General features: G+C 34.6%; 14 protein-coding genes. 13 read left to right on the top strand and 1 reads right to left on the bottom strand.

All coding sequences use genetic code 11. The annotated features are described in order from the left end of the window. Window positions 1-54: 54 nt before the first annotated feature. Window positions 55-1,485, bottom strand: coding sequence for a hypothetical protein (locus KJA15_00595; protein ID MBZ9571824.1), 1,431 nt, complete (start codon window positions 1,483-1,485; stop codon window positions 55-57). Between the two features lie 99 nt (window positions 1,486-1,584). Between KJA15_00595 and KJA15_00590 the strand changes: the two genes are divergently transcribed. From KJA15_00590 to KJA15_00530, 13 genes are all read left to right on the top strand, one after another. Further along, window positions 1,585-2,277, top strand: a complete 693-nt coding sequence (locus tag KJA15_00590; protein ID MBZ9571823.1) for a tetratricopeptide repeat protein — start codon at window positions 1,585-1,587, stop codon at window positions 2,275-2,277. 16 nt (window positions 2,278-2,293) lie between these two features. Then, window positions 2,294-2,941 (top strand): tetratricopeptide repeat protein, encoded by a 648-nt coding sequence (locus tag KJA15_00585; GenBank protein ID MBZ9571822.1) that lies wholly within the window; start codon window positions 2,294-2,296, stop codon window positions 2,939-2,941. Window positions 2,942-3,022: 81 nt separating this feature from the next. Continuing rightward, on the top strand, window positions 3,023-4,204 hold the full coding sequence (locus tag KJA15_00580) for an MFS transporter (GenBank protein MBZ9571821.1): 1,182 nt from the start codon (window positions 3,023-3,025) through the stop codon (window positions 4,202-4,204). A 23-nt stretch (window positions 4,205-4,227) separates the two neighbouring features. Further along, complete coding sequence (gene murA / locus KJA15_00575) at window positions 4,228-5,496, top strand: UDP-N-acetylglucosamine 1-carboxyvinyltransferase (GenBank protein MBZ9571820.1); 1,269 nt, start codon at window positions 4,228-4,230, stop codon at window positions 5,494-5,496. 5 nt (window positions 5,497-5,501) lie between these two features. After that, window positions 5,502-6,509, top strand: a complete 1,008-nt coding sequence (locus KJA15_00570; protein ID MBZ9571819.1) for a rod shape-determining protein — start codon at window positions 5,502-5,504, stop codon at window positions 6,507-6,509. Further along, window positions 6,506-7,423 (top strand): hypothetical protein, encoded by a 918-nt coding sequence (locus KJA15_00565; GenBank protein ID MBZ9571818.1) that lies wholly within the window; start codon window positions 6,506-6,508, stop codon window positions 7,421-7,423. Before KJA15_00570 ends, KJA15_00565 begins: the two co-directional genes overlap by 4 nt. Next, entirely contained in the window at window positions 7,420-7,983 is a 564-nt protein-coding gene (gene frr / locus KJA15_00560; protein ID MBZ9571817.1) for a ribosome recycling factor, read from the top strand. Before KJA15_00565 ends, frr begins: the two co-directional genes overlap by 4 nt. An 18-nt stretch (window positions 7,984-8,001) precedes the next feature. Next, window positions 8,002-9,114 carry a site-2 protease family protein gene (locus tag KJA15_00555; GenBank protein MBZ9571816.1) on the top strand — a complete coding sequence of 371 codons (1,113 nt, stop codon included), beginning with the start codon at window positions 8,002-8,004 and terminating at the stop codon, window positions 9,112-9,114. Next, entirely contained in the window at window positions 9,089-10,333 is a 1,245-nt protein-coding gene (gene proS, locus KJA15_00550) for a proline--tRNA ligase (protein MBZ9571815.1), read from the top strand. Before KJA15_00555 ends, proS begins: the two co-directional genes overlap by 26 nt. Next, complete coding sequence (locus tag KJA15_00545) at window positions 10,327-11,379, top strand: rod shape-determining protein (protein MBZ9571814.1); 1,053 nt, start codon at window positions 10,327-10,329, stop codon at window positions 11,377-11,379. Before proS ends, KJA15_00545 begins: the two co-directional genes overlap by 7 nt. Window positions 11,380-11,391: 12 nt before the next feature. Beyond that, a complete protein-coding gene (gene gatC, locus KJA15_00540) occupies window positions 11,392-11,682 on the top strand; it encodes an Asp-tRNA(Asn)/Glu-tRNA(Gln) amidotransferase subunit GatC (GenBank protein ID MBZ9571813.1) in 291 nt (96 codons plus the stop codon). Between the two features lie 9 nt (window positions 11,683-11,691). Further along, a complete protein-coding gene (gene gatA / locus KJA15_00535; protein ID MBZ9571812.1) occupies window positions 11,692-13,140 on the top strand; it encodes an Asp-tRNA(Asn)/Glu-tRNA(Gln) amidotransferase subunit GatA in 1,449 nt (482 codons plus the stop codon). Then, window positions 13,137-13,640, top strand: a complete 504-nt coding sequence (locus KJA15_00530; GenBank protein ID MBZ9571811.1) for a hypothetical protein — start codon at window positions 13,137-13,139, stop codon at window positions 13,638-13,640. Before gatA ends, KJA15_00530 begins: the two co-directional genes overlap by 4 nt. Window positions 13,641-13,661: the final 21 nt, after the last annotated feature.

The following is a 13,661-nucleotide window of genomic DNA, read 5'->3' as shown; positions in this document are numbered from 1 at the left end:
TTATTTATCCAGCAGTAGAAAATTTCACTACTTTTATATCAAAAAATAACTCCCTCATTTTATTAACATTTCGGAAACATATAAATTTCCATCACTCAAAACATACAGTTTTTTATTGCTCTCATTCCAAAATATCTCTGGGGATTGAAGGTTTGCTAAATCAACAATATTTATTCTGTCTCGATCATCAATCTCGGCAATTTTTATGACACTCCCAGCATTAAATATTAAATAATGGGGAGTATACCAAAAGCAATTCCTGATTTTTTCTGAAAACCGAGTTAAAAAAATTCTTTCTCCGGTTTTTTTCCGAGGCTGGCCATATTTTTCTTCTAAAAAAAAGACCCAAATCTCATAATCACTAAAAAAAACCATTTTTTTCAAATCTGGAGAAAATTTAAAATCTTTAATTGATTCAAAAAATTTTTCAAAATTCTTTGAGTCTGGATTAAAAATATGTAAAATATCATTTTCTTTTAGGAAAGTTCTTGGTGATTTCAGGCAGAGTTGATATTCAACCTCTTCCTTTAAAGGAAGAGGTTCTAAATTAAGCTTTTCTTGGCTTTGGCCTAAAAGGTCAGTTTTCAAAAAAAATCCATTATTGTCAATCAAATATATATTTCTATCGGAAGTTTCATAAGTTATTAAATTTTCTAAAATTTGATTTGTTTCTCTTTTTATAAAATTAGCCTCAAAAAGGCTATTTTTACTTATAAAAAATATTTTTTGAGAATCTCTTGGGTTAAAAGAAATTTTTTCAATATCCCTCCCCAAAAAATCAAGAGAGATTAAATTAACCGGAATTTTTTCTAAATCAACAATCCAATATTTTAATTCCGAAGGAATCAAGGTTCTTGCCGAAGGCGAGGTTCTTATTCTCTCTTTTTCTCTAGTTTTAAGTAAAATTTTTTTTGAATCTAAAGAATACTCTAAATCTAAAAACTCAACTTCAGGAACTTTTTCTTTTGAGAAATCTTTTTCTTCAAAAAGATGGCTTTTAACATTTCGATCTAATTCTAAAAGTTTTAAGTTCCAACCTTTTTCATCGACCTCCTCTAAAATTATTTTTCTTTCATCAGGAGAGAAAAAGAAATTCTCGGTTTCCTTAGTTAAGATGGTAAATTTGGGATTTTCGGGAATTAAAAAAACACTCTTTACTTCAGTAACTTCCTTTTCTTTTATTTGAAGAATTTTTTTCCAGGAATGGAAACCAGATTTTTTTATTTCAACATCATATTTTTTTGGTAATAAGTCTTTAATCAGAGCTGAGCCAAAGAAAAAGTCAGTTTTCTTTTCTAATTTCCCATCGAGATAAATTTGAACACTCTTTGGCCAGACCTTAAAATAAAAGGCCCCTGTCTGGACAATTTTTTTTGAATCAAAATCAAATCTATAGCCCTGAGAATAAAAAACAATTAAAGGAACAGATATTAAAAATAAAAATAGGCAAATTAAAAATAAAATTGTCCGAGCTTTTTTAGTCATAAAGCTTCTATTTAATTTTAAATCAAAATTTAATAGTAAACAATAAAAATTTGACAAAAATTAAAAGACTTCTTATACTTACCAAAGAAGGTATGTAAATTGACAAATAAATATAGAGAGGAAAAAGCTGAGCAAGCAATACGAGAAATAGTTAATCAAGCAATAGAACTGCAGCACAAAGGCGAATGGGAGAAAGGATTAAAGCTTTTAAAAGAAGCTCAAGAGAAAACCAAATTACTTCCAGAAGATAAAGCAAAGCCTCTAAGAGGATTGATTCGCCACTATCAAGGTAGAATCTTGCAAGCAATGGGAAAATACGATGAAGCAGTGGAGAGACTTAAAACGGCAATTGAACTTAGAAAAGAAGACCCCATTGGCTATAGCTATTCCATGTTTCAATTGTATATTTGCAAAGATTACGGAGGAATTCTCATCTCGCCTGAAGAGGTAAAAGAGACAAAAATAGCCCTTTGGGAACTGATTGATGCCAGTCAAAATCCAAAAGAAATAGGAGATGCTTTTCAGAACTTAGCTTATGTTGAGTCTAAACAGGGAGAGATAAGAAAAGCCATCTGGCTTTATCAGGTGACTGAGGTATTTAGAGGGATAGCTAATGATCAGCGGGGTTTTGGTTTAACTTGGGCTAGATTAGGGGAGTGTTACAAAAAAATTGGCGAAGGTCAAAAAACCCAAGAATATGGAGACAAAGCCCTAAGATACTTTGAAGAAATTGGAGATATTGAAAGAATCCAACAAGTAAAAAAGAATGTGTTTGGAGAAGAAAAAATCTAAAAAGGAGGTGAGGTGAATGGAAGCGAAAGAAGTACTGAAAAAAGCACAGCAGCTATACAACAAAGGAGAATGGCAGGAAGCAATCGATGCAATCGACGAGAATTTAGCCACTTTGGTAACAGACAGTGATATTACAGAGGCTAATAGGATAAAGGGATGGAGCTATTACTATCTAGGAATAAAGGGACCAAAAGACAAAAAGACAGAGAATCTTGAGGAAGCAGAAAATACCTTCAAGGCAGTACTGGAAAAAGCAGAAGACAAAACAAGAATTTCAGCAATGAATGGATTACCGCTGGCGCTCTGGATTTTAGGAAAAAAAGAAGAAGCTTGGCAAGTAAGTGATAAAGCTACGGAAGAATTTCCAGATATACCTTCAATTTGGAACACAAGAAGCATTCTCTGTCGCTGGGCACAGGATTACGAAAAAGCTGTTGAGGTATGCGAAAAAGTCTACGAGACTGCTATAGAAAAAGAAGACTATAGAACGGCCGGCCACGGTAAACACAATAAAGCTGATGCTTTAGTAAAACTGGGAAGAGCTGAAGAAGCAAGACACGAATATAAAGAAGCGATTGAGCTCTACAAGAAATACGAAAAAGCTACCGGTCAGAGCGCTAAATTCCATATTGAAGGCGTTCAGAAAAAACTAGCCAATCTCTAATACATTGGTCCTTTAAAATACGCAAGAACAAAAGGCGTTTTGGTTTAGCTGAAACGTCTATTTTTTGTTAAAATAAACAATATGGCAATTTTTCCAAAAATTGAAAAGATTACCAGAGATGTTTCAATTTCCCATTTTCTTTTGATGTTTGGATATAAACTTTTTTCTTTATATTTTCCCTTATTTTTGGTTGCCCGGGGTTTTTCTCTACCCGAGGTGGGCTATAATTATCTTCTAATTTATTTACCAATTGTTATCTTTGCACCCTTCGTTGGTTTTCTTAATCATAAAATAAATCCAGCTATTTTGGTTACAGTTGGGGTTTTAGGATATGGAGTTTATTCTTTAGGAATGATTTTTATTCAAAATCAAATTTTGTTTTATTTTTGGCAGATTCTTCTAGGAATTTCAGCTGCTTTGTTTTTTGCCTCCTCTCGGGCAATTTTAATGGGCTTTCCCCTTCAAAGCCCTGATCAATCTTTTGCTTGGTTTTATTCTTCCCCTTTTTATGCCGATGCTTTAGCCCCGGCAGTTGGTGCTTTTTTTATCTGGAAATTTGATTTCGTTGGAGTATTTGTTTTAAGTTTGATTTTATGTCTTTTCACTGTCATTTTTTGTCTTATCTTTCTAAGAAAACCAGCAATGAATTTGGTGGATAGAGGTTTTAAATTTCAACAGGTAAGACAAAATTATCTGGAAATTTTTGAAAAAATAAAAAGTAGAGCTATTTTGCCCTTTATTTTAATTTCCCTTTCAGTTTTAATTTTAGTTGGATTTTATCGAGCTTTTTTCGTTTTGTTTTTAAAAGATTTTGGCTGGTCACAAAATTTGATACTTCTCTTTGGTTCAATACTTTCTCTTGTATTTTTGCCAATTTCTATTTTTGTAATAAAACGAGTTGGAAAACAAAAAAGCGAGGAGAGCATTTCTCGTGGGGGTTCACTCTGTGGAATCTTCTCGGTTTTACTCGGAAGTTTAGTTCCCTTTTTAAACTTCTTCACAGTTCTTTTAATTATGATTGGGAAATCTGCGGGTGCCCTGATGACAGGTTCTGGAAGAAGTGGGTTAATCTCTCAGAAATTGAAAGAGTATCCCGAGGAAACCGGTGCTATTGATACAATTTTTTCTCCTTTAGGTATAGCTTTCGGGGCTTTAATTTCAGGATTGGTTATTGGTTTTTTAGGTTATAGCTTTTTATTTATTTTTGGCGGAATTTTCGTTTTAATAGCGGGGATTTTAGGAAAAAAACTTGCTAAATTTTAAATTTTAATTTATGATATAAAAGTATGCCAGAGAAATTTATTATTAAAGGTGGTAATTCTTTAGAAGGAGTTGTTGAGATACCAGGCTATAAAAATGCAGCTGGGGCTTGCTTAGCAGCTGCCTTATTAACTGATGAAGAAGTTATCATTGATAACCTGCCTTTGGTTGAGGACATCTTTAAAATGTTGAAAATTTTAGAAAGCATGGGAGTTGAAATTACCTGGTTAAATGAGAGAAAGGTAAAAATTAAAGCAGGCTCAAAAACAGATCCAGAAAAAATGACTCAAGGTCCTATAACTGAAACAAGAGTTTCAGTTTTGTTAATTGGTAGTCTGCTTTCTAGATTTGGAAAGTTTAAAATTTCTCATCCCGGAGGAGACAGAATTGGGGTAAGGCCAATTACTACTCATCTCAAAGCTCTTAAAAAACTGGGTACAGATATTAAAAATGAAGGTGATTTTTATTCTTTTAATGGAAAAAATCTCGAAAGCAAAGAAATTATTCTTAAAGAATTTAGTGTTACAGCTACTGAAAATTTAATGATGGCCGCAGCCAGATTACCAGAGAAAACAATTATTAAAGGGGCGGCAGCTGAACCTCAGGTCCAAGATTTAGGAGAATTTCTTAGAAAAATGGGAGTTAAAATTGATGGATTGGGGACTCATACAATTTTTGTTGAAGGTACTGAAAAGTTAGAAGGCACCTATCATAAAATTATCCCTGACCTCTTAGAAGCTGGAACATTTATTGTTGCTGGAGCAGTAACTCCAGGGGAAATTGAAATCAAAAATATAATTCCTGAGCATTTAGATATCTTTTTAGATAAATTAGAGGAAATTGGGGTTAATTTTGAAAGAGGTGAAGATTTTGTGAGGGTTGGCGATTTTTCGCAGAATTTAAAGGCTACCCGAGTTCAGGCCTTTCCTTATCCTGGTTTTCAAACTGATTTGCTTCCAATTATTGCTCCTCTTTTAACCCAGGCTAAAGGAAAGAGTTTAGTTCATGACCCCCTTTATGAAAATCGATTTAATTTCATTCAAGAATTAAAAAAAATGGGAGCAGATATAGAGATTGTTGATCCCCACCGAGCTTTTGTTTTTGGGAAGACTTCTCTGCGAGGTCGAAAAATCGAAAGTTGGGACATTCGAGCCGGAGCCTCTTTAATTATCGCCGGTTTAATTGCCAAAGGCCAGACTACTATTGAAAATATTTATCAGATAGATAGGGGATATGAGAAAATAGAGCAAAGATTACAAAAATTAGGAGCAGATATAAAAAGAGTTAAAACCTAAAAAATATGTTTTTAAGAAAAATCGGTATTGATCTTGGAACCTGCAATTCGGTAATTTTTATTCCTAAGAAGGGAATCGTCTTGCGAGAGCCCTCAGTAGTAGCGGTAACCCTTTCTGAGAATAAAATTTTGGCAGTGGGTCAAGAGGCCAAAGAAATGCTTGGTCGGACCCCCGATACCTTAAGAGTTTATCGACCTCTCAAAGATGGAGTGATTGCTGACTATCGAGTGACCCAGGCGATGCTAAGATATTTTATTGATAAAGCCATGGGATATTTTCGATTTTTAAAACCAGAACTATTGATTGGGGTACCAGCTGGAATTACTTCTACTGAAAGAAGAGCAGTAATTGAGGCCGGGATGACTTCCGGCGCTAAGGCGGTTTATTTAGCTAAGGAACCAATTTTAGCTGCTATTGGTGCCGGTATTCCTATTAATTCTTGCTCAGGTCATTTGATTATTGATATTGGCGGCGGAACCTCAGAAGTAGCCTTAATTTCTCTTGGAGGAATAGTTTGCTGGCATTCAATTAGGATAGCCGGAGATAAAATGGATCTCGCTATTTCAGACTATATTAAGCAAAAATATAATTTAGCCATTGGAGAGCAGACAGCTGAAGAAATAAAAATAAAAATTGGGACAGCTTTACCAGAAAAAGAAGAAAAATCTTTTGAAGTTCGGGGCAGAGATTTGATTTTAGGACTACCAAAAACCATTAAGATTTCCTCTAATGAGGTTTGTGAAGCAATTTCCGATGTTTTAACAGGAATTACTCAGGCGGTGAAGATGGTTTTGAGAGATGCTCCACCTGAGCTATCGGCTGATATAATGGATAAGGGAATGGTTCTTGCAGGTGGTGGGGCCCTGCTCAGAAATATCGATGAGAAAATTTCTCAAAGCACTGGCGTTCCCTGCTTTTTAGCTGAAGAACCGATACTCTGCGTTGCTAAAGGAACAGGAATAGTATTGAAAAACTTGGAGGTTTACAAAAAAAGTGTATTGGCAAAAAAATGATTTTGGGCCATCAAAAACAATGGAAGTTTCTAAAAAAATCGGCAGAATTAGAAAGAATTTCCCATAGTCTTTTGTTTTATGGTGAAGAAAAATTGGGAAAAAAAACAATAGCTCTGGAATTTATTAAGTTATTGAATTGTCAAAATCCTCAATTTTCAAAGAGGCCCTGTCAAATTTGTAGATCCTGTCAGGATATTCAAAAAAGACAACACACTGATGTTTTACTAATTGAACCAATCAATAAGGAAATTCAAATTTCCCAGATAAGAGATCTTTCCTGGAAATTAGCATTAAAGCCTTATTCAGCCTCGATTAAGTCAGCAATTATAGACAAGGCTCATTTTATGAATCGAGAGGCTCAGAGTTGTTTTTTAAAAACCCTTGAGGAGCCAAAGGGTAAAACTCTTTTGATTTTGATAACTGAATATCCAGAGATTCTTTTACCGACTATTCTTTCTCGAGTCCAAAAAATTAAATTTTATCCCATAAAAAGAGCAGAAATTGAAAAATATCTTTTGACCCAGGGAGTTTCCCAAAAATTTGCTTCAAAGATTAGCCAACTTTCTTTAGGAAAGCCAGGAGAAGCCTTAGATTTTCTTTTAGACCCAAAAAAAATAGAAAATCAAGAAAAAAGATTAAAAGAGTTAATTTCAGTTTTAAATTCTAATTTAGTTTCCCGTTTTCAGTATGCCAAGGACTTATCTTTAAAACCTCAGAATTTAAAAGAAATTTTAGAAATCTGGCTAAGATATTTTAGAGACATTTTATTTTCTAATATTGATCATCCATCTGAGAAATATTCTTTGAAAAAACTAAAGAGCATCTTAAAACTTATTCAAAATACAATTTTTTTCCTATCCACTACTAACGTTAATCCGAGATTAGCCCTGGAGAATTTACTAATGGAGCTATGAATACTCATAAAGAAATTTTAGAAAGAATTAAACCTGAGTTAGATAAAACCATTGATTTTTTAGAGAGGGAATTGGCTAAGATTCGCACCACCCGGGCTTCCCCTTCTTTAGTTGAAAATATTCAAGTTGATTGTTTTGGCCAAAAACTCCCCTTAAAGCAACTTGGGGCAATTTTTTCTCCTGGACCTCGGAAAATTATCATTCAGCCTTGGGATAAATCATATCTTGAAGGAATAGTAAAAGCAATTTCTCGGTCCCCATTAGGAGTGGCTCCAATTGTAGATAGAGAGTCGATTCGAATTTCTCTCCCACCTCTAAGCGAAGAATATAGAAAGAATTTGCTTAAGATTTTGTCGGAAAAACAAGAAGAATGTAAAAAAACTATTAGACATTGGAGAGGAAAAGCTTGGGATGAAATTCAAGATAAATTTAGTGAGGGAGAAATTAGAGAGGACGATAAATTTCGAGCCAAGGATGAACTTCAGAAATTGGTTGACGATTATAATGAAAAAGTTAAAGAAATTGGGGAAAAGAAAAGAAAGGAGATATTAGAAGAATAGTTCGAAAATTCTTTAAATATGGTTTTTAACATCCTTATTATTATTTTTAGCCTCGTTTTTTTACTTGCCCTACATGAGTTTGGCCACTTTATTTTAGCCAAGAAATTTGGAGTAAAAGTTGAGGAATTTGGAATCGGTATCCCGCCAAGAATTTTAAAGAAAAAGATAGGAGAGACAATTTATTCTTTGAATCTTTTGCCTATTGGGGCCTTTGTTAAGCTTTATGGTGAAGAAGAGCGGATTAAAGAACCCACAAGTTTTAGTGGAAAACCAATCTGGCAGAGAACCTTAATTGTTATCGGGGGAGTAGTTACTTTTTGGATAATTTCTGCCATTTTATTAACTATTATTGCTGGAATTTGGGGGTTACCAATAGCAGTGGAAGATGAGTCAAATCATAATTTAATTGATTCTAAAATTCAGATTATTAAGATTGCTTCTGGTTCCCCAGCCGAAGTTGCCGGCCTGAGATCTGGCGACACTATTTTAAAACTTGTGAGAAATGATCAAGAATTAAAAACTGATAAAGTAAAAGAGGTGATTGAATTTACTCAGGCCCATAAGGGAGAAGAAATTACTCTAGCTATTCAAAGAGGGAAAGAAATCTTTGAGGTCTCCTTGGTTCCGCGAGTTTCTCCTCCGGAAGGGGAGGGGCCAATGGGGGTGGCTTTAATTAGAACTGCTTTAAAACTTTATCCCTGGTCCAAGGCCCCGATTCAGGGAATTTTACTTACAGCCAAGACTACTATTTCAATACCCTATCTTTTTGGCGATATCCTGAAAAAGGCAATCCGAGGTGAAAGAGTGGAAGAAGTTGAATTTAAGGGCCTTGTTGGTATTAGTCGATTAATGGTTGGAGAACTCCAAAAAGGGATAAACTATTTTCTATCTTCCCTTGCAATGATTTCTATTTTCCTTGCTTTTTTTAACATTTTGCCTATTCCAGCATTAGACGGAGGAAGACTTCTCTTTTTGGGGATTGAGAAAATTAGGGGAAGACCGTTAAATCAAAAGATTGAGCAAAGAATTAATACTATCTTTTTTGCTTTATTAATTGCTTTAATGATTTGGGTAACAATAAAAGATATCCAGGCTATTTTAAAAAATGCGCCAATCTCAACTTTTTTATAAAACTAAAAAGGAATTACCAAAAGAAGCCAAAACTATTTCCCATAAACTTTTAACTAGGGCTGATTTTATTGCCCAGTTAGCCTCAGGAATTTATAGTTTTTTACCTTTGGGATGGAGAGTTCATCGAAAAATCAAGAAGATAATTCGGGAAGAGATGGAGGAAATTTCTGGTCAGGAAGTATTTTTGCCTACGCTCCAACCAAAAGAGCTTTGGCAGAGAACAAATCGTTGGCAAAATATGCAGCCCCCTCTTTTTAAACTTAAAGATAGACACAAGGCTGAATTTGCCCTCGGCCCAACCGCCGAAGAAGTAATTACTGAAATTGCCAAATCTCGGATTCAATCCTATAAAGATTTACCTTTATATCTTTATCAATTTCAAAATAAATTTAGAAATGAAATGAGGTCTACTGGTGGGCTTCTACGAACCAGGGAATTTATAATGAAAGATCTCTATAGTTTTCATAGTTCAGAAAAAGATTTAAGAAATTTCTTTGATAAAGTAGTTAAAGTTTATTCGAGAATTTTCAGAAGATGTGGCTTGAGGGCTGAAATTTCTGAGGCTTCGGGAGGAACTTTTACCGAATTTGAGACTTATGAATTTCAGGTCCCAGCCGAGGTAGGAGAAGATAAAGTGATTTTTTGTCCAAAATGCAATTTCGCAGTTAATTTAGAGGTAGCCAAAGTAAAGAAGGGAAACCCTTGTCCTGAGTGTAAAACAAAATTAGAAAAAATAAATACAATTGAGATAGGGCATACCTTTAACTTGGGAACTAAATATGCAAAAGCCCTAGGTCTTTATTTTGTGGATAAAGATGGCAAAAAACAATTAGTAAAAATGGGATGCTATGGGATTGGCTTGGGCCGTTTAATTGGAACAATTGTTGAGATTCATCATGATGAGAAAGGAATTATCTGGTCAAAAGAAGTAGCTCCTTTCTCTCTCCACTTGATTCAAATTGAAAATACAAAAAAAGTAAGAAAAATAGCTGAGAGATTATATAAAAATTTGAGAAAATCGAATTTTGAAGTATTATATGATGATAGAAAGAATGTTACCCCCGGAGAAAAGCTTGTCGAGGCTGATTTGATTGGAATACCCCAGAGATTAGTAGTAAGTGAAAAAACTTTATCTAAAAATAGAGTGGAGATAAAAAAGCGTAGCGAAAAAAAGGCAAGATTGATAAAAATAAGTCAACTAATGAAAATTATATGTTAAAAAAACTTTTTTCTTTCCTTTCTCAAGACATTGCTATTGATTTAGGAACAGCAAATTCTTTAGTTTACGTTCGAGGTCGGGGAATAGTTATTTCTGAACCCTCAGTAGTGGCCATTAATCAAAAAACCGGCCAGATTTTAGCAATAGGGGAAGAGGCCAAAAAAATGGTTGGTCGAACCCCTGCTCATATTGTAGCTACCAGACCCCTTGTTTCAGGGGTAATTTCTGATTTTGAGGTAACCGAACAAATGCTGCGGTATTTTATTGAGAAGGTTCGACAAAGAAAATTTATTTTGAGTCTTAGGCCCCGGGTGATTGTTGGTGTTCCCTGTGGAGTTACTGAGGTGGAAAAAAAAGCAGTTCAAGATGCCGCCAAAAATGCCGGAGCGGGAAAAGTTTTTTTAATTGAAGAACCAATGGCAGCAGCGATTGGGGCAAGATTACCAATTCAGGAAGCAGGAGGGAATTTTATTGTCGACATTGGGGGAGGAACAACTGAAGTAGCAGTAATTTCCCTTGGTGGAATTGTTATAGCCAAGAGTCTTAGAATAGCCGGGGATAAACTTAATAAAGACATAATTCATTTTGCTCGGGAGGAATATAAACTTCTTTTAGGGGAAAGAATGGCTGAGACAATTAAAATTGGTATTGGTTCTGCCTATCCTTTAAAAGAAAAAAAGGAAATGGCCATGAGAGGAAGAAATTTAGTTACCGGTTTACCTGAGGAAATTTTAGTTTCTGATGAAAATATTAGAAAAGCCTTAGAAAAATCGGTAAGACGAATTGTTACTGAAATTAAAAACACAGTGGAGGAAACTCCCCCCGAACTCTTATCTGACATTATGTCCGGAGGAATTCATCTGGTTGGTGGAGGAAGCCTTCTTCGGGGATTAGACATCTTAGTTGCTAAAGAAACAAAAATTCTAACTAAAATTATTGATGATCCTATGACAGCAATGGTTAGGGGGGCAGGAATGGTTTTAGAAAATCTTGATGAATTACAGGAAGTATTGATTGAAACAGAATACTTAGAACTCCCAAAATAGCTTATTAGAATTATGATTTCAAAAAAGGAAGTAAAACACATTGCCAAACTGGCTAGATTAGGAATTACTGAATCAGAAGAAGAAAAATTTCAAAAAGAACTTTCTTCAATTTTAGATTATTTTACCTCTTTAAAAGAAGTTAACGTAGAGGGGGTTGAGCCGACCTTTCATGTTTTACCAAAAAAAGAAGAGATAATGAGGAAGGATGAACGAAAAAAGCAACCGATAGAAAAAGTCAATAAATTAATTGAAATGGCTCCTGAAAAGAAAAAAAGATATATTCGGGTAAAGTCAGTATTGTAAATTTTTAATATGGAACTTTACCAACTAACCATTCCCCAGACCCACCAGGGTTTAATAAAAAAGGAATTTTCGGCATTAGAATTAACCCAGGCTTTTTTGGATAGAATTGGAAAATTAGATAAAAATTTTTTTTCCTATTTAACAATAAGCAAAGATTTAGCAATTTCGCAGGCTAAAATCATTGATGATTTAATTTCAAAAGAAAAAGAAATTCCTATTTTAGCTGGAATCCCCCTGGCAGTAAAAGATAATATTTTAGTCGAGAATATAAGAGCTACGGCCGGCTCTAAGATTCTGGAAAACTATATCGCTCCCTATGATGCTACAGTGATAAGAAGACTGAAAGCTCAAAGGGCAGTGATTTTAGGAAAGGCAAACCTGGATGAATTTGCCATGGGTTCATCTACTGAACATTCAGCTTTTGGTCCTACCCATAATCCCCTTGATTTAACTCGAGTTCCCGGAGGTTCTTCGGGAGGACCGGCAGCGGCGGTAGCTGGAAATTTATGTTGTTTTGCCTTAGGATCAGATACCGGAGGTTCAATTAGATTGCCAGCTTCTTTTTGTGGGGTAGTAGGGTTAAAACCAACTTATGGAGCAGTTTCTCGCTATGGCCTAATTTCCATGGCTTCTTCCTTGGACCAAATAGGACCAATCGCAAAAACGGTTGAGGAGATAAAGATAGTTTTTGGGGTAATTTCTGGCAAGGATGAAATGGATTCGACAAGCGTAGAAATACCAGAAATTAGAAGAAGGAAATTAGAAATTAGAAATTTAAAAATTGGCATTCCCAAGGAATATTTTATTGAAGGGATGGATCCAAAAGTTGAAGAAATAATTCGAGATTCAATAAAAAAATTTGAGAATCTAGGGGCAAAAATTAAAGAAATTAGTCTTCCCCATACAAAATACGCTTTGGCTACTTATTATATTATTATGCCATCTGAAGTTTCGGCTAACTTAGCCAGATATGATGGAATAAAATACGGACTATCAAAAGAATTTTATGGAGGGGAGTCAAAAGCTCCAGCAAAAGTTAAAAGCTTATTAGATGTATATTTGTATTCAAGGAAAGAAGGATTTGGAGAGGAAGTTAGACGAAGAATAATGCTTGGCACCTATGCTTTATCTGCTGGTTATTACGAAGCATATTATTTAAGAGCTCAAAAAGTTAGAACTAAGATTAAAAAAGATTTTGAAAAAGCTTTTAAAACTGTCGATGTCATTCTAGTCCCTGTTTCACCCAGCCTTCCTTTCAAACTGGGAGAAAAAATTACTGACCCTCTTTTAATGTATCTCTCTGATATTTTTACGGTTTCAGTCAATTTAGCTGGACTACCGGCCCTTTCTATTCCTGTGGGTAAGGTTAAGAATCTTCCAGTTGGTTTACAAATCATTGGAAAGGCTTTTGAGGAGAGTAAAATCTTAGAGGCAGGTCTAATCTTTGAAAAAATATGATATACGAAAATTTAACCTCACTTCCATTTCAGGAAATCCTTTTCATTTTAAAAATTATATTTTTAGTTCTTTTTCTATTTTCCATTTTTGGTCTTATCTATATTCTTCTAAAATCTACCTGGCTAAGAAGGATGGGTTTGGCGGATTTAGTAGAAATTTTAACTTTTAAACCCTATGGAATGAGAAAAACGGCAAAGGTCTGGGCAGAAATTTTAAAAAGATTGGAAAAAGACAGTGAATCGGAAGCAAAGCTGGCAATCATTGAGGCTGATTCAATGTTAGGCGATACCTTAAAAAGGATGGGATATAGAGGAGAAAGCTTAGGGGAAAGATTGAAACAATTGAGCAGAGATGTAATTTCAAACTTAGATTCCTTGTGGGGGGCTCATAAAATTCGCAACAATATTGTTCATGATCCAGGCTACAGGCTGGATTTAGACCAGGCCAGAAGTGTTTTGAAAATTTATGAACAAACCCTTCACGAACTAGAGGTATTTTAGACTTGACTTTATTCTAATTTT

This window comes from Patescibacteria group bacterium, from assembly GCA_020148145.1.
Taxonomy (GTDB): domain Bacteria; phylum Patescibacteriota; class Minisyncoccia; order Minisyncoccales; family JAHCRE01; genus JAHCRE01.
The sequence above is the reverse complement of the archived record's forward strand: the minus strand, read 5'-3'. Positions and strand labels throughout refer to the sequence as shown.